Here is a 19,097-nt window from a genome sequence, read left to right as displayed (position 1 = left end):
ATTTACGAAGAAACTTTTAATTTGAATTTCAATTACTTCGGATTCAAAAAAAAATAAATGAAGTTAATTTTGCAATCTTTACGATTATTCACTTTGAAATGTACATAAATAAAATAAATTTGCACCTCTAACAAAAATAAAAATGAAAAACTTAAAAATGAAACCAAGACTAATTGCATTATTCGCATTAGCAATTGGTTTTTTGACATTATCCTGGGGAGTGGTTGGTCACGAACGCATTAATAAAGCCGCAGTTATGGCTTTACCACACCCGCTTCAGGTATTCTTCTATAATCATATAGATTTTATTACACAAGAAGCTTCTGTACCAGACATTAGAAAATATGCCTTAAATTATAAAGACGAAAATCCAAGACACTATTTTGACATGGAAAGTTTTGGTAACCCAGCAGATTTCCCACAGACTTTAGAAGCAGCAAAGCAAAAGTACGATGCCAAATTCTTAAACGAGAACGGAATCCTGCCTTGGTATATCGAAGAGATGATGGTAAAATTGACGAAAGCTTTTAAAGAGAAGAATAGAGCTGAAATCTTGTTTTTAGCAGCAGATTTAGGTCATTACGTTGGTGATGCACACATGCCATTGCATACTTCTTCAAATCATGACGGACAATTGAGCGACCAAAAGGGAATTCACTCTCTTTGGGAAAGCAGACTTCCTGAATTATTTGTTAAAAACTACAGACTAAACGTTCCGCAAGCGCAGTACTATGAGGATGTCCACAAAGCAACTTGGGATATGATTAATGATACTCACAGTTTAGTTCAGCCTTTGCTGGATGTAGATAAAAAGCTAAGAACGACAACTCCGGAAAATGAGACTTTTAAAATGGATGCTGAAGGGAAAGTACTAAAGAGCAAATACAATACAGCTGTTTTCTCTGACGAATATGCTAAAAAACTGCACAAAGAATTAAACGGAATGGTGGAGAATCAAATGAAAAAAGCCATTGCAGCAACAGCAAGTTTTTGGTATACAGCTTGGGTAAATGCAGGAAAACCTGATTTAAGTGACTTAGATGCATTTGAGCTGACACAAAGAAATAATCAAGCCTTAAAAGATGACGCCAGATTATTTCAACAAGGAAACTTATTTGGAATGAAAAATCAGAATGATTAAATAGTTTACTATATAAGTATTCAGTCTCAGTCGCAGTCTCTGTACTGTGTTTAGTTTACAGATTATAGCTAATTATTATAATGAGAACAGCCTCAAATTCTAATGAATCTGAGGCTGTTTTTTTGCAATATTTCTTACTTAATTTTATTTTAGACTTCATCTGCGATCAATACCACAATAGTAAGCAGCATTCAACTGTGAGCACAACTGAATACTGCGACTGAGAGTGAATACTGAGACTGAATACTGAGACTGGAGACTAACGCTGATACTTCTTCTCTTTAAGCATATAAGAAGCTGTTTGATAAAAAGAAATGGTTTCTTTTACAAGATCAGGTCTCTCCGTTTTCATCGGCGTTTCGTTGTAATCAATTTGAAATTCAGGAGCAATACCCGGTTTAGAATTAATTTGCACATTAAATTGTTTTACCTGCTGCTTAGGTGACAAAATCGTCAGAACATTGTCTTTAATTAGACCCATGTCCTGATAGGTGGCAATAAATGCTCTAGGTTTATAATCCGATTTTAAAACATCCTGACCAAAAAACTTACTTTCGTAATTAAAATTCAATAAGCCAAAAAGAGTAGGCATCACATCGATCTGAGACATTAACTGATTGTATTTTTGAGGTTTTCTATTCGGATCATAAATAAACCCCGGAATTCTATACTTATCTAAAGGAAGCTCAGTTTTTCCTGCGCTTGAGGCACAGTGGTCGGCTACAATTACAAAAATGGTATTTTTGTACCAAGATTGCTTGCTTGCCATTGCAAAGAACCTTTTTAACGAATAATCCGTATATTTTACACCGCCTTCACGTGATTTGGCATCACCTGGAATATCAATTTTATTATTCGGATACGTAAATGGCCTGTGATTGCTTACCGTCATAATATGATTAAAGAAAGGTCTATTCGCCTTTACTTCAGCATTCATCACCTTTATCGCTTTGTTATACATGTCTTCATCGCAAACACCCCAGACATTTGAAAAAGTAATTTCTTCTGGAGAAAAACTAGATTTATCTACGATCTCATAAGCGTTTCCGGAAAAGAAATCCTGCATATTATCAAAAAAAGCATCTCCACCATACAAGTATTTCACATTGTATCCCTTTTGCTTGAAAACAGCTCCGGTCGAAAATTTATTCTTGTTATCTTCTCTTTTCACCACACTTTCACCTGCAGTTGGAGGCAAACATAAAGTCACAGCTTCCAGTCCGCGAACTGTTCTGTTCCCTGTCGCATACAAATTCGTAAAAAGAAGGCTTTTTTGAGCCAGACTGTCTAAGAAGGGAGTGATATTTTGCTCATTTCCATACATTTTCATGAAATCGGCACTATAGCTTTCAATAGTAATAAGCACCACATTTTTATGAATTTCAAGAGAATCGCCGGTAATGGTTCTTTGAGTAGATTGTCCCTTAATAGCAGGAAACTGTTGCTTTAGAATTGCAAAAGCCTCCTCATTAGGTAACGTTTTATAAAATGTAAAATAATCCAGTTTGCTATTCTGAAATGCCAGGAAGAACTTGTAGATGCCGTTTGCCTGTAATTCGTTGACAAACACATTCTTTGAATTTTCAGATTTTGCTATTGTAGGGATAGCTATTAAAGAAACAGCAAATAAACTAAGATACACAAGACTAATCTTTACTTTTTCACTTATGGTTGGAATAGCATCAATATAGTTTCTCGATCTTTTAATAATAAAGTAAGTTACAATTCCCGTTACTAAAAATAAAGCGGAAAACAATGGAATAACAGGGTAGGACTCCATGATGTTACCAATAACCTCATTGGTATAAATTAAATAATTTACCGCAATAAAATTATACTTTACACCAAATTCGTTCCAAAAGAAATACTCACTTAATCCGTTTTGCAGAATTAATAAAACATATAAGAATATCACAAATGCAAATAACCAATATCTAATTTTAGCTCTTAGTTTAGGAAGAAACAGTAAAAGTGAAAAAAGTACCATCTTAATTCCGATAAAAATCAGAACAATTAGAGGCAATGCACCGCCGTATTCGTCAAAAATACTTTTTCCTGAAGCCACATAAACAAACAAAGTAGCAAAAACTCCTAAAATAATATAACCAGAGGGTTTGTTGTATTTAGAGTTTGATATAAAAATTAAATACAACCATAAAAAAACACTGGCGACAACAAAAACAAAAAAATCAGAAACAAGTCCTAAGACAAAGATTTTTAAACTCTCTATAATAGTAAATGAACTTTGTGTTATAGGATGAAAGAATAAAACAATTCTTAACAGAAAGCTAATAATAAAATAAAACAGAGCGAGGTTGTAGAATGGGGAAAACTTTTTTAAAAGGGTCATTTATTCTTTTTTTTATTCAGATAATTATTAATTTTAAAAGGTAAATCATTTGCAAGATTATAAAATTAACAAAAATAACACACTTTTTCTCATTCATAACTAATAATCGACATGTTTTAACGCATAATATGGAAATCTTGCTCCTTATTGAGGCAAAAATAATGGCAATAGCTTAATTCAGAATAAAGTTATCCTTTTGCCTTACTTAGTGTTAACTTAAAGTTTCCTTAAGCCTAACTTTTTTCCGCTATTCTCATGGTATTAAACCTATTCTGACTACAAAAGTTTTATCTTTGAGCTTAAAAATTCATAGTTTAATCTTAAAGACATCAGTAAAATGCACATTCTAATAGTTGAAGATGAGTTAGGCATTGTTCAGTTTTTGCAACAAGGACTGCAGGAAGAAGGATATCAAATTACTACAGCCAATGATGGCTCTAAAGGTTTTGAATTGATACACAGCCAGCAGTTTGATTTAATTTTATTAGATTGGATGCTGCCTAAAATTAACGGATTAGATTTGTGCAGAGCCATAAGAGTTAAGGATCAGAAAACTCCAATCATTTTCCTCACAGCAAAAGATACTGTTCAGGAAACTATTGAAGGCTTAAAGGCCGGAGCCAACGATTACATCAAAAAACCATTTAGCTTTGAAGAACTGGTGGAACGCATTAAAGTTCACTTTAGAAATCAAAAAGGCCCGGAAAACCTGACTCTGGGCACTATCAAAATCGATTTATTGAAACATATTGTCCTAAAAAACAATGAAGAAATCGCCCTGACTCAAAGAGAATTTGAACTCCTAAAATATTTAATTCAGAACAAAGGAAAAGTCTGTACACGAAATCAGATTCTAAAAGATGTTTGGGAAATTAATTTTGAATACGACACAGGCGTAATTGATGTTTTCATGAACGCCATCAGAAAGAAACTCAACTTAAAAATTGAAGAAGATTATATTAAAACAATTCGCGGTATTGGCTATATCGCAAACGATCTATAAATGACACAGCTTTCTTTTAAAAACAGAATTGCATTAAACTATATCATTACAACCGGCCTATTAATCCTGGCCGTTTTTTCTGTTATATATTCTATCGTAAAACACACCGTTTACAGTCATATTGATGAAAAAATCAAAGTTGAAATTCAAAACCATCTCCAGGAAATCAAAGAGGTTAAGGGTAAAATAATTTTAATAGATGAGGAAGAATGGAACGAAAGAGAGCACAATACTGTAGATGTAAACCCTGTGTTTGTAGAGTTTCTGGATCTCAACAAAAAAATAATTGAAAAAGCACCAAACTTAAAAACACAAACACTCAAATTTAATGATTCTGTGGAAGATTTTGAGCTGTTTGACACTAAAATGGGAGATCATGCCATTAGACAAATTCAAGTTCCGCTTCACCTTAAAGACAAAAAAATAGGGTATGTAATTGTAGCCATGTCATTGGCCGACTCTAAAATGGTACTGAACAATCTCTTCGACATCATGTGTCTCTCCTTTCTGGGTATTTTAATATTATTGTTTTTTATTGCCCGATTCTTTGCAGGAAGAAGTATAAAACCAATAAACACCATAATTAATACTTCGAAGGTTATTACAAAAGACAATCTAAAAACACGTATTGCCCTTCCTAAAACGAAGGACGAACTGTATACGCTGTCCAAAACTATAAACAATCTTTTAAACCGAATTGAAGATGCAATTGAGCGCGAAAAAGAGTTTACCTCCGATGCCTCTCATGAGCTAAGAACACCACTTACCGTTATAAAAGGAACACTTGAGGTTTTAATTCGTAAACCTCGTGATAACAAGGAATATGAAGATAAAATTAACTATTGCATTAAAGAAGTTGACCATTTAAATATGCTTGTAGACCAGTTGTTATTAATGGCTCGTTTTGAAAATCAGAAAAAAGACATCAGCACGGAACCGGTATACTTAAATTCAGTCATTTTAGACGTTTTCAGATTAAACTCAGAGAAAATTAACAGCCAAAATATCAAAGTCAAATTTGATGTTGCTCAGGATTATTACATACAATCGGATAACTTTTTAGTCATTACCATACTTCGAAATATTATCTCTAATGCGATCAAATACTCGCATAGTGGAGGAGAAGTGACCATTTTACTTTCGGAACAAAATGAAAAAATAGTCTGCAGCATTTCGGATAACGGAATCGGAATAGCAAAACAGGATTTAGACGCTATTTTTAGTCCGTTCTTCAGATCAAACTCTACAGAACACCCTGAAATTAAAGGAACCGGATTAGGACTTTCAATTGTAAAAAGGGTTACAGAATTACTCCATATTAAATTTAAAATTGAAAGCGAAATAGGAGTGGGGACAACTGTTATTTTGTATTTCAATCAAAATAAGAAAACGTTATCGTAAATTTTGAAAAACTAATAAAATCAAGGCCTGAACATTTATTTAACAATAAACTATCGTTAAGTTAAATTAAAAATTGCTTTTTTATGAAAATAACTATTATATTTGCAACCGAATCAAAGAATTAAAAAACAAAACAACTCATGATTTCTATTCAATTACATCATCATCATTTTCATTATTGCTCTCAGGCGATGTGTTAATGGTATGCGTGTAAATCATCATATTTTAAAACCCGTTTGAGTACATCAAACGGGTTTTTTTATACCACTTCTTTGTACTCAGACTATTAATTTAACAAAAAAACTAAAAAATGAGTACATTAAAAATTGCAATTCAAAAATCAGGTCGCTTAAACGAAGACAGCATTCAAATCCTTAAAGATTGTGGTATTTCGATCAACAATGGCAATGATCAGTTAAAAGCCGAAGCTTCTAATTTTCCCTTAGAAGTTTTATACCTTAGAAATTCAGACATTCCACAATATCTGATTGATGGAGTTGTAGATTTGGCTATAGTTGGTGATAATTTGCTAGTTGAAAAAGCCAAGCACATCGAAGTCATTCAAAAACTCGGATTCTCTAAATGCAAAGTATCTGTAGCTGTCCCTAAAGCCTTTGAATATAACTCCATAAAAGATTTGGCTGGTTTGCGTGTAGCGACCTCTTATCCCAATACCGTTAATGAGTATTTTAACTCTTTTGGATTAACAGTTGATATTCACCAGATTTCAGGTTCTGTCGAAATTGCTCCCAATATAGGACTAGCCGATGCCATTGTAGATATCGTATCCAGTGGAAGCACTTTATTCAAAAACAACCTGAAAGAGGTCGAAGTAATTCTGAAAAGTGAAGCGGTTTTAGCAGTTTCTCCAAAAGTATCTCCAGAGATTCAAAAACACATTGACACCTTAAAATTTAGAATCCAGTCCGTTTTAAGAGCACGTAATTCAAAATACATACTGATGAACGTTCCAAACGAAAAAATTGAAGAAATTGGAAAAATCCTGCCTGTTCTTCGAAGCCTTACCGTCCTGCCATTGGCTCAGGAAGGATGGAGTAGTGTTCATTCGGTAATTGACAAAGATACCTTTTGGGATGTAATTGACAAATTAAAAGATGCCGGAGCCGAAGGAATTTTAGTTTGCCCAATCGAAAAAATGGTTCTTTAATGCACTTCGTGCGCTGTAAGCAATAAGCTTTAAGCTATATGCTGACAGATTAAAGAAAAAACAAAACTGCTTATAGCCTAAAGCTTAAAGCCTAAAGCATTAAAAAAAATGAATAAAATAAACAATCCAAAACCAGACACCTGGTCAGAAATACTAAAAAGACCAACTAAAACGATCGATGATATCGAAGTTACAGTTAAAGAAATCTTTAAAGAAGTACAGAAAAAAGGGGACGAAGCCGTAGCAAAATACACTTCAATTTTTGACGGAATTGCTTTAGATAACTACGAAGTTTCACCAGAAGAAATTGAGGAAGCCGTTAATTCGGTATCTAATGAATTAAAATTAGCTGTTCAATTAGCAAAAGAAAATATTTATAAGTTTCATACCGCTCAAAAAACAGAGAAAATTCTAATCGAGACCACAGAAGGAGTAAACTGTTGGCAGGAGAAAAGACCTATTCAGAAAATTGGCTTATACATTCCGGGCGGAACAGCTCCTTTATTTTCAACCGTTTTAATGTTGGCAGTTCCAGCTGAAATTGCAGGCTGCAAAGAAATTGTACTATGTTCTCCACCAGACAAATCAGGGAAAATAAATCCCGCTATTTTATACGCAGCTAATTTATGCGGCGTAACCAAAATATTGAAAGTTGGCGGAATCCAGGCCATTGCCGGAATGACATTCGGAACAAAATCAATTCCGAAAGTATATAAAATCTTTGGACCCGGAAATCAATTTGTAACCGTGGCAAAACAACTCGCTACTCAGTTTGGAGTAGCAATCGATATGCCGGCAGGACCTTCAGAATTACTTGTAGTTGCCGATGATACCGCCGTTCCTGCCTTTGTAGCTTCAGATTTACTATCACAAGCAGAGCACGGAACTGACAGTCAGGTAATTCTAGTTTCGACTTCTAAAAAACTAATTGAAGCGGTTGAAAAGGAAGTACAAATTCAGATTGAAGAACTTCCGCGAAAAGCGATTGCCAAAAAAGCCATTGAAAATTCAAAACTAATTTATGTAGAAAACGATCAGATTGCTTTGGATCTAATCAACGAATACGGGCCAGAACACTTTATAATCTGTTCAGAATACGATGATTTCTATTGCAACGGAATTGTAAATGCAGGTTCTGTTTTTATTGGGAATTATACTCCTGAAAGTGCGGGCGATTATGCATCCGGGACTAATCACACCTTGCCGACAAATGGCTACGCTAAAAATTACAGCGGAGTAAATCTGGATAGTTTCATGAAAGCAATGACTTTTCAGAAAATCTCCGAAAAAGGAATTCAAAACATTGGCAGTGCGATCGAAATTATGGCTGAAGCCGAAGGGTTACAAGCACATAAGAATGCAGTGACATTGAGATTAAAGAGTTTGGAGGGAAGAGAATAGAATCAAGAGAATAGAATCAAGAGAATAGAATCAAGAGAATAGAACAAAGAGAATAGAACAAAGAGAATAGAACAAAGAGAATAGAAGTAAGAATACTAAAATTACAAACCAGACAAGAAGTCTACTCTCTTTGTTCTTGACTCTATTCTCTAAAAAGAAAAGAAATGAAATTCGACATAAACACAATAACAAGAGAAAACGTAAAATCTTTGAAACCCTATTCATCAGCACGTGATGAGTTTGAAGATTTTGATACTGCCGAAATGATTTTTCTGGATGCCAATGAAAATCCATTTCAGAATGGAGTGAATCGTTATCCGGATCCACAGCAGAATTCGGTTAAAGCACTACTGGCAAAGAATAACAAAGTGAAATCAAATCAGATTTTATTAGGAAACGGGAGCGATGAAGTTCTGGATTTACTATTCAGAGCTTTCTGCGAACCGAAAATCGACAATATTATCTCATTACCTCCGACATACGGAATGTACAGCGTTTTGGCAAATATTAATGCAATTGAAAACAGAGAGGTATTGCTTTCAAGCGATTTTCAGCCACAAGTAGATCAAATTTTAGATGCCGTCGATGAGCAAACAAAAATTATCTTTTTATGCTCTCCAAACAACCCAACAGGAAACTCTTTTTCAGACGAAAGTGTTGTGAAATTGCTTCAAAATTTTCATGGACTTATAGTGATTGATGAGGCTTATATTGATTTCTCGAAAAAAGAAAGCTGGCTAATTGAGATCGACGAATATCCAAACTTAATCATTACACAAACTCTTTCAAAAGCGTATGGATTGGCCGGAATTCGTTTGGGAATTTGTTATGGATCTGAAGCTGTAATTTCAGTGTTGAACAAAATAAAACCTCCGTATAATGTAAACGAACTAACACAACAAAGAGCAATAAGCCGATTGAACGATTCTGATAAAATAAAACAGGAAATATATTCAATTATTGAGCAAAGAGAAGAATTAATTAAAGTTTTACTTCAAGTGAATTTTATTGAAAAAGTATATCCGACCGAAGCTAATTTTGTATTGATAAAAGTTGATGACGCCAATAAAAGATACAAACAGCTTATTGAGAGAGGAATTGTAATTCGAAACAGAACCAACCAGCCACTATGCGAAAATTGTCTGCGTTTGACTATTGGAACAAAAGAAGAAAACGCTGTTTTGATAAAGGAAATAAATTCGTTGAAATAGATTCTTACGCACAGATTGAGAGATTAGGAAATATAAAAGTGACGACAGAGGTCACAAAAATATAAAATATGAAAAAAGTACTTTTTATCGATCGTGACGGAACGATCGTTTTAGAACCTGAAAATTACCAGTTAGATGCTTTAGAGAAAGTAGAATTTTATCCAAAAGCGTTTCAGTATCTGGCTAAAATTGCCAATGAATTAGATTATGAACTGGCTATGGTTACGAATCAGGACGGACTAGGAACAGATAGTTTTCCTGAAGATACATTTTGGCCAACACAAAATTTTATTTTAAAAGCCTTTGAAAATGAAGGTGTTTTGTTCGACGAAATTTTTATAGACAGGTCATTTCCGGAAGATAATGCGCCAACTCGCAAACCCAGAACTGGAATGTTGACAAAGTATATTAATAATCCGGAATATGATCTGGTAAATTCCTTTGTTTTAGGGGATCGCTTAACTGATGTTGAATTGGCCAAAAATTTAGGTGCAAAAGCAATCTTTATCAATGATAACGATGGAATCGGAAGTAATGAAATCTCATCTAAACGCGAAGAGTTAGATGAAACGATCATTCTTCAGACCATGAGCTGGAAAACGATCTATGAGTTTTTAAAACTGGAAGCACGTTCTGCTTCAATTACACGCAAAACCAATGAAACGGATATATTTATTAACTTAAACCTGGACGGTACCGGAAAAAGCAAAATCGAAACTGGAATTGCTTTCTTTGATCACATGTTAGATCAAATTTCCCGCCACGGACAAATGGACCTGGAAATTCTCGTAAAAGGTGACTTGGAGGTTGATGAACACCACACCATTGAAGATACAGCAATTGCTTTGGGAGAAGTTTTCGCCAAAGCACTAGGAAATAAACTCGGAATCGAACGTTATGGCTTTTGTTTGCCTATGGATGATTGTCTGGCACAGGTCGCAATCGACTTTGGCGGAAGAAACTGGCTGGTTTGGGAAACCGAATTCAAACGCGAAATGGTCGGTAAAATGCCAACAGAAATGTTTTTTCACTTCTTTAAATCATTCTCAGATGGTGCAAAAGCAAACATAAACATCAAAGCTGAAGGAACAAACGAGCACCACAAAATCGAAGCCATCTTTAAAGCTTTTGCAAAAGCAATAAAAGTAGCAGTAAAAAGAGATACAGAAAAAATGATTCTTCCTTCAACTAAAGGAATGTTGTAAAACGCAATAAGCTATAAGCAGTAGGCAATAGGTCTAAAGCTTAGCGCTTAAAGCATAAAGCTTTTTTAATGAAAATAGTAATCATAAATTACGGAGCGGGAAATATTCAGAGTATTATGTTTGCAATTGAAAGGCTTGGTTATAAAGCCGTTTTAAGCAATAATGCCGATGAAATCCAAAAGGCCGACAGAGTAATCTTCCCGGGAGTGGGAGAAGCAAGTTCAGCGATGGCAAAACTTCGAGAAAGCGGACTGGATCATTTGATTCCAAATTTGAAACAACCCGTTTTAGGCATTTGTCTGGGCATGCAATTAATGTGCAAATCGACTGAAGAGGGAAACACTAAAGGTTTAGGGATTTTTGATGTCGACGTCATTAAATTTACTTCAAAAGTAAAAGTGCCACAAATGGGGTGGAATCAGATTTATAATCTAAAATCTGATCTGTTTAAAGACATTGCTGAAAATGAATTTATGTACCTGGTACACAGCTTCTATGCGCCAAATTGCAAATATATGATCGCAACAACAAACTATGATGTGGACTACGCATCGGCATTACAAAAAGATAATTTTTATGGAACGCAATTTCACCCTGAAAAGAGTGGTGATGTTGGGGAGAAAATCCTTGAAAACTTTCTAAAATTGAATGATTAAAAAATTTAAAGATTGAATGGTTAACCCCAGAAACTCTTTAAATTATTTAATTTTTAAATCTTTAAATAAAAAAAAATGAGAATAATACCTGCCATAGATATCATTGACGGAAAATGTGTTCGCTTGTCGAAGGGCGATTACAGTACCAAAATAATTTATAATGAAAATCCACTGGAAGTGGCGAAAACCTTTGAAGCACATGGAATTGAATATTTGCATTTAGTTGACTTGGACGGAGCAAAATCAAGTAAAATTATAAACTATAAAATCCTGGAGCAAATTGCGACACAAACCAGTCTTCAAATTGATTTCGGTGGTGGTTTAAAATCAGATGAGGATTTAAGAATTGCTTTTGAAAGTGGGGCAAACCAAATTACAGGCGGAAGTATTGCTGTAAAAAATAAAGAAATATTCCAAAAATGGATCTTTCAATATGGTTCCGGAAAAATTATACTAGGCGCTGACGCTAAAGACGAAAAAATAGCCGTTTCGGGATGGTTAGAAAATTCAGACGAAGATTTGATTCCGTTCATTCAGGAGTATCAAAACAAAGGAATTCAATACGTTATTTGTACAGATATTGCAAAAGATGGAATGCTTCAAGGTCCAAGTTTTGATTTGTATCAAAAAATACTAAGCGAAGCCTACGACGTAAAATTAATCGCATCAGGCGGGATTTCAACGTTCGATGAATTGCCCAAACTAGCCGAACTTGGCTGCGAAGGAACTATTATTGGGAAGGCAATTTACGAAGGACGCATTACCCTGAAACAATTAGAAAATTATATAATTAGAAAATAAAAACATATGGTTACTTGTCATTTAAAATACACAATAGACCCCTTCCAACTGGCTGTTTTCGAAGATTATGGGAAAAGATGGATTAAACTAGTAAACCGATTTGGCGGTCAGCATCATGGTTATTTCATGCCTTCTGAAGGAGCTAATAATATTGCGTTTGCAATGTTTTCCTTCCCCAGTTTAGCTGAATATGAAAACTATCGAAGATTAATTTTGGAAGATCAGGAATGTATTGAAACTTTTAAAATTGCGGAAGATTCCCGCTGTATACTAAGTTACGAGAGAACTTTTCTTCGTCTGGTATTCGAATAGATAAAATTAGAGAATCTTATAATTGATCAATTAGATAACTAAAGAGTAATCTAATTACCTAATTAATACATTAAATAAATGTTAGCAAAAAGAATCATACCCTGTTTGGATATAAAAAACGGAAGAACGGTAAAAGGAGTGAACTTCGTTGATCTTCGCGATGCAGGTGATCCCGTTGAACTGGCAGAAATTTATTCGGCGGAAGGTGCGGATGAATTGGTTTTTCTAGATATTTCGGCTACCGAAGAACGTCGTAAAACGTTGGTTAATATGGTACGAAGTGTCGCAGAGAAAATCAACATTCCATTTACCGTAGGTGGCGGAATTTCAAGTATCGAAGATGTTGAAATACTGCTGAATAATGGTGCTGATAAAGTTTCGATCAATTCATCGGCAGTTAAAAATCCGCAATTGATTAATGATTTGGCTCAAAAGTTCGGGAGTCAGTGCGTTGTAGTCGCTATCGATGCCAAACAAATAGACGGGCAATGGATTGTGCATTTAGTTGGCGGTAAAGTACCAACTGAGTTAAACCTATTCGATTGGGCAATTGAAGTGGCAGAACGTGGTGCAGGTGAAATATTATTCACTTCGATGGACAATGACGGTACAAAAAATGGTTTTGCAAATGAAGCTCTAGCCAAACTTTCAGAACTTATCAATATTCCGATAATTGCTTCGGGTGGCGCAGGAAATATTCAGCATTTTGTCGATTCATTTAAAATAGGCAAAGCTGATGCAGCACTGGCAGCGAGTGTTTTTCACTTTAAAGAGATTGAGATTAAGACTTTGAAGGAAGAACTTAGGAATAATGGGATTGAAGTTAGGGTTTAGAGAGTAGAAAATAGAGAAAAGAAGAAAGATTCTTGCAATCTAAAGTCTAGAATAATAAAGAGTATGATATAATTAAAAAACAAAAAGAATTCAGCAATCTAAAACCTGAACTCTAAAATCAAGAATAACATATGAATGTAGATATAAAAAGCGCACACGGATTAATTCCGGCAATCATTCAGGATGCAGAAACCAAGAATGTTCTGATGCTGGGGTATATGAACGAAGAATCACTTCAAAAAACAATAGAAACACAAAAAGTAACTTTTTTCAGCCGATCCAAGCAAAGATTGTGGACAAAAGGCGAGGAGAGTGGTAACTTTCTCGAGCTTGTGAGCATTAAAAACGACTGTGATGGCGACACCCTTCTTATTCAGGCAAAACCTGTAGGACCAACATGTCACACAGGCGCTGATACCTGTTGGCAGGAAGAAAACAAAGAAAATTTTGGTTTCATTTCTCAACTAGAAAACACTATTAAAGCGCGAAGAGCAAATGCCGATTCCGAAAAAAGTTATGTAGCTTCTTTGTTCGAAAAAGGCATCAATAAAATAGCCCAAAAAGTAGGAGAAGAGGCCGTAGAAGTAGTCATTGAAGCCAAAGATGATAACGATGATTTGTTCTTAAGCGAAAGCGCTGATTTACTCTTTCATTATCTGATTTTATTACAGGCAAAAGGTTTTGAACTAAAAGATGTAGTGAATGTTTTGAAGAAACGTCAGAAGTAAATCATTTCCAATAATAAAAATTTAAGGAAATCAAAATTAGTTTTTTGATTTCCATTTTTTGATAATTGAAAGGTTTTACAACTTATTTGAAAGTTAAATATTATTAAAATACTTTCTATTTCTATCTTTACTTTTTACATTTGCAAAAAAAAGAAAAAAATGGAAACGGAGATGGAATTTCTTAAAAAGCAGATTGAATTACTTAAACAGGATTATTTAAACAATAAAAGTTTAACCGAAAATGAACTTTTTTTTCTTTTAGAAGACATTATGGATACCGTAATAAGTCAGGGCAAATTCGCTAACACTTCACAAGATTTTTATAATTATAAAAATTATAGTCAAGTAAAAATTATGGTTTTAGATAGTGGTTTAGGGATTCCAAAAATTCTAGTTCCAAAGATTAAAAAGATACTTCCAATTGAAAGAAGATTTATAGAAAAAGAATCCAAAACAAAAATATACTTGGGAAGTTTTATGATACTGTTTAGCGCAGGATGTTATTTTCTATTTCAAAATGAATTTGGAAAGGCGCCAATTTTATTTGTAATTAGTGTTTTTTTATTTGGTTTGTTTTTTCTTTTTAGTGGAATAAATACCATTAGAATATTAAAGAATAGTAATTCTTAATTTTTTCAAAACTTTTTTAGTGTCGGCTTATTCAGTAAACTCAAAAACGACAAATTCCTGTGGTTGATGGAAACCAAATTTTAGACTTTTATAAGACTGTAAAGCAAGGTATTCCGTTGTATTACCATAATCAATTCTAAAAACATTTCCTTTCCATTTTGTACCTGCTTTTGGAGTTGAAAAATTACCATTTTTGATGCTGTTCAAACTGGAGAATGGAATCTTAATTTCAGTATTAAAACCTTCAGGAGTTATTTTACTTTGTGCTTCTATTCCCAAAACATCAAATGCTATATTCATGTTCCAGCCACCACAAAGTGGAGAGATACAGTTAAGCAGTAAATCGTAGTAAGATGAGTAAGCATTAACCCCAATTTCCAAGTAATTCTGACCATCGCCATCAGGATCTATAAAGATTTCGACTAAATCGTCTGTGCTAAAAATCTCGCTATCTTTTTGTTGTGCTTTACCAACTATTTTAGAATCTGTAGAACGATAGGCTATATATAGGTTTTCATTATTCCATGAAAAAGAAATATAGGTGTCCTGTGCTGCTTTTTTCCCTGAATCATGAACTACAAACGGTCCGAAAAAGGGAGTTTTCCACTCGGATAAATTGCCATCGATAGCTACTTTTTCAGTTGTTTTATGAACAGGAATATTTTGCGAATAAGTTGTGATCGAGCACATCAAACATAGTAACACAGTGATTTTAATGATTCTCATAAATAGCAGATCTAAATTTGATTCGCTAAAATACAGAAGAATAAACTAATTTTAACATTAAATTCTCTCAATCGCCGATATAAAATCCGCTAAAACTTGATTCGAATGTTTACATTTGTTCAAATATAAGCGGCTTAAAAAGCCTTTTTATTTCGACAAAAAGAAAATATCTACTACGTATGAAAAAATACTTCGGTGGCGTTTTTATCGCCTTTTTATTCGGTTTTACAGCTAATGCACAAGGACTTTTGAATAAGCCTGAAACTGTTTTTACACATCAGGACACTTTACGCGGAAGCATTACAAAAGAAAGAGCCTGGTGGGATTTAAAATACTATCATCTGGATGTAAAAGTTAACCCAAAAGAACGAACTATTTCGGGTTCAAATACAATTCGCTATACCGTTTTAACCGACTACAATACCATGCAGATTGATTTGCAGGAACCGATGCAGATATCTAAAGTAACGCAGAACGGAAAGGAGTTAAAGTTTAAAAGAGACGGAAATGCTTTTTTTATCACTTTGCTTGAAAACCAAAAAGTAGGGGATATAAAAGAAATAGTAGTTTCTTTTGGAGGAAAACCTAGAGAAGCTGTTAAGGCTCCGTGGGATGGAGGAATCAGCTGGAAAAAAGATAAAAATGGTAAAGATTTTATTGCTTCATCCTGTCAGGGATTGGGTGCCAGCGTCTGGTGGCCAAACAAAGATCACATGTATGATGAAGTCGAAAACATGTTAATCAGCGTGAATGTTCCGGGAGATCTTACAGATGTTTCGAACGGAAGATTAAAAAGTGTTAAAAAAGAGAAAGACGGTACAAAAACATTCAATTGGTACGTTTCAAACCCAATCAATAACTACGGAGTAAACATTAATATTGGAGATTACGTTAATTTCTCAGAGGTATACAAAGGTGAAAAAGGAGATTTAGACTGCAATTACTATGTCTTAAGAGACAACCTCGCTTTGGCAAAAGAACAATTCAAAGATGTACCAAGAATGCTTAAAGCATTTGAAAACTGGTTTGGACCTTATCCTTTTTACGAAGACAGTTACAAGCTGGTCGAAGTGCCTTATTTAGGAATGGAGCATCAAAGCAGTGTAACTTATGGAAATGGCTATAAAAATGGTTATTTGGGTCGTGATTTAAGCGGAACAGGCTGGGGATTAAAATTTGATTTTATCATTATTCATGAATCTGGTCATGAATGGTTTGCAAACAACATTACCTACAAGGATATTGCCGATATGTGGGTTCACGAGAGCTTTACTAACTATTCAGAAAGTCTGTTTCTGGAGTATTACTATGGAAAAGATGCTGCAGCAGAATATATAATCGGATGCAGAAAAGGCATTAGCAATGACAAACCAATAATTGGTCATTATGATGTAAACAATGAAGGCTCAGGCGATATGTATCCAAAAGGGGCAAATATGCTGCACATGATTCGTCAGATTATAAACGATGATGCAAAGTGGAAATCAATTTTGAGAGGGTTAAATAAAACTTTTTATCATCAAACAGTTACCGGAAAACAAATCCAGGATTATATTAATGAGCAATCAGGAATCAATTTCAATAGAGTTTTTGCTCAATATTTAACAACTACTCAAATTCCGGTTTTTGAATACATGTTTAAAAACGGAACTTTTGGATATCATTGGACAAATTGTGTCGCAAAGTTTGATATGCCGGTTCGAGTAAAATTAAACGGAGTTGAAACGTGGCTAAAACCAACAACCGAATGGCAGTCTGAAAAGACCACTAATGAAGATAGAAAAGTAGAAGTAGATAAAGATTTCTATGTAAAAACTTCGAATATAATCGAATAAAAAATTGATAAAGTTCAATATAAAAATCTCAAATTCCAATCTAAAGGAATTTGGGATTTTTTTGTGTCATAACCTTATTATCAAATTACCTTATTATCTAATCATTATCTACTATTCAGTTTCGCTTTCTCTTTAATAATATCAGCAATCTTTCTATTGTCTATTTTACTTTCCAGCCATGAAATAATATCCAGATACAGGAAAGCTCTTTTCTCATAGGTATTTTTCTCGAGTTCGATGAAACGCGCACGCATTTTGATGAACTCTTTCTTAATATCGGCAGGGTAGAAGTTGTTCAGATTCTTCAGGAACTTGATAATCTCCTTCTGAACTTCATGTAAATCATTCATTTTTAATAAGAACTTATAAGTATTCTTTAAATGATTTTCCAGATAGTAATCTTTACCCAATTCATAATGCGCAATCAATGACAAAAGCCTTGCAAAACACATTAAATCCTCACGCATCGATAAATTCTTATTGTTAATGATCTTGTCTAAATAATTAATCGACTCATTGTACTTTTCGTTTCCAAAATAGATGGAGGCAATTTTATAGTAAAACAACATCTCGTGATGCTCATCAAGATGCTCACTGTGAAGCTTTATCCTTTCTAAAATCTCCGGAATCAAATATTCGCTTTCGGCAAAAGTACCTTCAAGTATGTGCAGATTTAACTTATTGTTATAAACGTATAAAAAAGACAACGACGCAATGTTATCATTTACCGGAAACTTAGGATCTGCGATCGTCTCTTCTAATAGCGTCAAATACTTCTTAAAGTTCGACTGATACTTCAGCATATACAAAGACTCCAAAAAATAATGATTCCCTTTTAGGAAAAAAACAGGATTCAAATAAATCATATTAGGATTGTCATAAAACAATCTTACCCATTTATAAGCATATTTGTAACTCGCTAAGAAGTCCTGAACCAGAAAACTTCGCCAAAGATTGGCATTGTAAAACCAGTATTTCTCCCTAAAGCCAAACTTACTTTCATCTAATTTTGAAATATGTTTGTTGAAATAATCATCAATATACTTGTATTCTTCATCACTTTTTACATAACCGGTTTTTAACATGATTCCGTACAACTGCAGTGATAAATTCGATAATTTACTTGAAATGGTGTTGCGATAATTCAGTTCTTTCGCCTGAATTACCAATTCGTCTGCGCGCCCCTGAATACTTCGCGTAATATATTGTGATTCGATTAGTTTTTCGAACTCTACAATCTCATAAGCCATATATTTCTCGTCATTTTCAAGAGCCAGAAGTTTTGTTTTATCCAGAATTTTTAAACTCTGTCTGTACAAACCTTTATTGTATAAAATAACGGCAAAATCTATTTGCTCCCGCAACTGATATCGAATATTCTGACTCGGAATATTCAAACGTATACTTACCAAAATTTGCTTGTACAAGTATGATTTCAAGTTAGATAATTGAACTTTCTTAATGATTCCGCTCTTTAAAATAAGCTTTTCATCATAGGTTTCAGATTTATCTAAGATGTTAAATAATTCGATGAATTTAGTATTCGAACTCGTCTCTAAACGGCTTGCAAAAATCTTAAACTGTCTTTTTTCGGATTTAGAAAGTGATTTTATTAATACAAATAAGAAATCTTTTTGATGGTTAGCCATTGTAAAATATAATAATATAACTTATTGATTTTTAGTTAATTAACCT

The 19,097-nt window shown here is 33.9% G+C and carries 17 protein-coding genes; 14 read left to right on the top strand and 3 right to left on the bottom strand.

Going from position 1 to position 19,097, the window contains the following annotated elements:
* The first annotated feature begins 142 nt into the window (after positions 1–142).
* Entirely contained in the window at positions 143–1,141 is a 999-nt protein-coding gene (locus tag FLA105534_RS19435; RefSeq protein WP_173967746.1) for a zinc dependent phospholipase C family protein, read from the top strand.
* A 259-nt stretch (positions 1,142–1,400) separates the two neighbouring features.
* On the opposite strand, the gene FLA105534_RS19430 is transcribed toward FLA105534_RS19435, so the two are convergent.
* Positions 1,401–3,491, bottom strand: a complete 2,091-nt coding sequence (locus tag FLA105534_RS19430) for an LTA synthase family protein (RefSeq protein WP_173967745.1) — start codon at positions 3,489–3,491, stop codon at positions 1,401–1,403.
* A 337-nt stretch (positions 3,492–3,828) separates the two neighbouring features.
* On the opposite strand from FLA105534_RS19430, the gene FLA105534_RS19425 reads away from it, so the two are divergent.
* The 12 genes from FLA105534_RS19425 (at position 3,829) to FLA105534_RS19370 (ending at position 14,841) form a co-directional block, all read left to right on the top strand.
* Positions 3,829–4,494, top strand: coding sequence for a response regulator transcription factor (locus tag FLA105534_RS19425; RefSeq protein ID WP_173967744.1), 666 nt, complete (start codon positions 3,829–3,831; stop codon positions 4,492–4,494).
* A complete protein-coding gene (locus FLA105534_RS19420; protein WP_173967743.1) occupies positions 4,495–5,895 on the top strand; it encodes a sensor histidine kinase in 1,401 nt (466 codons plus the stop codon).
* Positions 5,896–6,205: 310 nt separating this feature from the next.
* Positions 6,206–7,063, top strand: coding sequence for an ATP phosphoribosyltransferase (hisG, locus tag FLA105534_RS19415; RefSeq protein WP_173967742.1), 858 nt, complete (start codon positions 6,206–6,208; stop codon positions 7,061–7,063).
* 108 nt (positions 7,064–7,171) lie between these two features.
* Positions 7,172–8,464, top strand: a complete 1,293-nt coding sequence (gene hisD / locus FLA105534_RS19410; protein ID WP_173967741.1) for a histidinol dehydrogenase — start codon at positions 7,172–7,174, stop codon at positions 8,462–8,464.
* 164 nt (positions 8,465–8,628) lie between these two features.
* A complete protein-coding gene (gene hisC, locus FLA105534_RS19405) occupies positions 8,629–9,675 on the top strand; it encodes a histidinol-phosphate transaminase (RefSeq protein WP_173967740.1) in 1,047 nt (348 codons plus the stop codon).
* A gap of 68 nt (positions 9,676–9,743) precedes the next feature.
* Complete coding sequence (hisB, locus tag FLA105534_RS19400; RefSeq protein ID WP_173967739.1) at positions 9,744–10,880, top strand: bifunctional histidinol-phosphatase/imidazoleglycerol-phosphate dehydratase HisB; 1,137 nt, start codon at positions 9,744–9,746, stop codon at positions 10,878–10,880.
* A gap of 68 nt (positions 10,881–10,948) precedes the next feature.
* The gene (gene hisH / locus FLA105534_RS19395; RefSeq protein ID WP_173967738.1) at positions 10,949–11,536 is read left to right on the top strand and encodes an imidazole glycerol phosphate synthase subunit HisH; all 588 of its coding nucleotides are present in this window, start codon (positions 10,949–10,951) and stop codon (positions 11,534–11,536) included.
* Positions 11,537–11,611: 75 nt separating this feature from the next.
* Positions 11,612–12,337 carry a 1-(5-phosphoribosyl)-5-[(5-phosphoribosylamino)methylideneamino]imidazole-4-carboxamide isomerase gene (gene hisA / locus FLA105534_RS19390; protein WP_173967737.1) on the top strand — a complete coding sequence of 242 codons (726 nt, stop codon included), beginning with the start codon at positions 11,612–11,614 and terminating at the stop codon, positions 12,335–12,337.
* A 6-nt stretch (positions 12,338–12,343) separates the two neighbouring features.
* A complete protein-coding gene (locus FLA105534_RS19385; protein ID WP_173967736.1) occupies positions 12,344–12,649 on the top strand; it encodes an NIPSNAP family protein in 306 nt (101 codons plus the stop codon).
* 78 nt (positions 12,650–12,727) lie between these two features.
* On the top strand, positions 12,728–13,483 hold the full coding sequence (hisF, locus tag FLA105534_RS19380; protein ID WP_173967735.1) for an imidazole glycerol phosphate synthase subunit HisF: 756 nt from the start codon (positions 12,728–12,730) through the stop codon (positions 13,481–13,483).
* 131 nt (positions 13,484–13,614) lie between these two features.
* On the top strand, positions 13,615–14,211 hold the full coding sequence (hisIE, locus tag FLA105534_RS19375) for a bifunctional phosphoribosyl-AMP cyclohydrolase/phosphoribosyl-ATP diphosphatase HisIE (protein ID WP_173967734.1): 597 nt from the start codon (positions 13,615–13,617) through the stop codon (positions 14,209–14,211).
* Between the two features lie 171 nt (positions 14,212–14,382).
* Positions 14,383–14,841, top strand: coding sequence for a hypothetical protein (locus FLA105534_RS19370; protein WP_173967733.1), 459 nt, complete (start codon positions 14,383–14,385; stop codon positions 14,839–14,841).
* A gap of 27 nt (positions 14,842–14,868) precedes the next feature.
* Here the strand turns inward: FLA105534_RS19370 and FLA105534_RS19365 are convergent, their stop codons facing one another.
* On the bottom strand, positions 14,869–15,567 hold the full coding sequence (locus FLA105534_RS19365; protein WP_173967732.1) for a carbohydrate-binding family 9-like protein: 699 nt from the start codon (positions 15,565–15,567) through the stop codon (positions 14,869–14,871).
* Positions 15,568–15,746: 179 nt separating this feature from the next.
* On the opposite strand from FLA105534_RS19365, the gene FLA105534_RS19360 reads away from it, so the two are divergent.
* A complete protein-coding gene (locus FLA105534_RS19360) occupies positions 15,747–17,402 on the top strand; it encodes a M1 family metallopeptidase (protein ID WP_173967731.1) in 1,656 nt (551 codons plus the stop codon).
* 104 nt (positions 17,403–17,506) lie between these two features.
* Here FLA105534_RS19360 and FLA105534_RS19355 read toward each other — a convergent pair whose 3' ends face one another.
* On the bottom strand, positions 17,507–19,051 hold the full coding sequence (locus FLA105534_RS19355; RefSeq protein ID WP_173967730.1) for a hypothetical protein: 1,545 nt from the start codon (positions 19,049–19,051) through the stop codon (positions 17,507–17,509).
* Positions 19,052–19,097: the final 46 nt, after the last annotated feature.

The sequence above is a fragment of the Flavobacterium collinsii genome (assembly GCF_902804485.1).
Lineage (GTDB): Bacteria > Bacteroidota > Bacteroidia > Flavobacteriales > Flavobacteriaceae > Flavobacterium > Flavobacterium collinsii.
The sequence above is the reverse complement of the archived record's forward strand: the minus strand, read 5'-3'. Positions and strand labels throughout refer to the sequence as shown.

Excerpts from the sequence above, each read along its gene's own strand:
- FLA105534_RS19385 (WP_173967736.1), top strand. The coding sequence starts at position 12,344 with ATGGTTACTTGTCATTTAAAATACACAATAGACCCCTTCCAACTGGCT.
- FLA105534_RS19420 (WP_173967743.1), top strand. The coding sequence starts at position 4,495 with ATGACACAGCTTTCTTTTAAAAACAGAATTGCATTAAACTATATCATT.
- hisG (WP_173967742.1), top strand. The coding sequence starts at position 6,206 with ATGAGTACATTAAAAATTGCAATTCAAAAATCAGGTCGCTTAAACGAA.
- hisA (WP_173967737.1), top strand. The coding sequence starts at position 11,612 with ATGAGAATAATACCTGCCATAGATATCATTGACGGAAAATGTGTTCGC.
- FLA105534_RS19360 (WP_173967731.1), top strand. The coding sequence starts at position 15,747 with ATGAAAAAATACTTCGGTGGCGTTTTTATCGCCTTTTTATTCGGTTTT.
- hisB (WP_173967739.1), top strand. The coding sequence starts at position 9,744 with ATGAAAAAAGTACTTTTTATCGATCGTGACGGAACGATCGTTTTAGAA.
- hisF (WP_173967735.1), top strand. The coding sequence starts at position 12,728 with ATGTTAGCAAAAAGAATCATACCCTGTTTGGATATAAAAAACGGAAGA.
- FLA105534_RS19430 (WP_173967745.1), bottom strand. The coding sequence starts at position 3,491 with ATGACCCTTTTAAAAAAGTTTTCCCCATTCTACAACCTCGCTCTGTTT.
- hisD (WP_173967741.1), top strand. The coding sequence starts at position 7,172 with ATGAATAAAATAAACAATCCAAAACCAGACACCTGGTCAGAAATACTA.
- FLA105534_RS19355 (WP_173967730.1), bottom strand. The coding sequence starts at position 19,051 with ATGGCTAACCATCAAAAAGATTTCTTATTTGTATTAATAAAATCACTT.
- FLA105534_RS19435 (WP_173967746.1), top strand. The coding sequence starts at position 143 with ATGAAAAACTTAAAAATGAAACCAAGACTAATTGCATTATTCGCATTA.
- FLA105534_RS19425 (WP_173967744.1), top strand. The coding sequence starts at position 3,829 with ATGCACATTCTAATAGTTGAAGATGAGTTAGGCATTGTTCAGTTTTTG.
- hisC (WP_173967740.1), top strand. The coding sequence starts at position 8,629 with ATGAAATTCGACATAAACACAATAACAAGAGAAAACGTAAAATCTTTG.
- FLA105534_RS19370 (WP_173967733.1), top strand. The coding sequence starts at position 14,383 with ATGGAATTTCTTAAAAAGCAGATTGAATTACTTAAACAGGATTATTTA.
- FLA105534_RS19365 (WP_173967732.1), bottom strand. The coding sequence starts at position 15,567 with ATGAGAATCATTAAAATCACTGTGTTACTATGTTTGATGTGCTCGATC.
- hisIE (WP_173967734.1), top strand. The coding sequence starts at position 13,615 with ATGAATGTAGATATAAAAAGCGCACACGGATTAATTCCGGCAATCATT.
- hisH (WP_173967738.1), top strand. The coding sequence starts at position 10,949 with ATGAAAATAGTAATCATAAATTACGGAGCGGGAAATATTCAGAGTATT.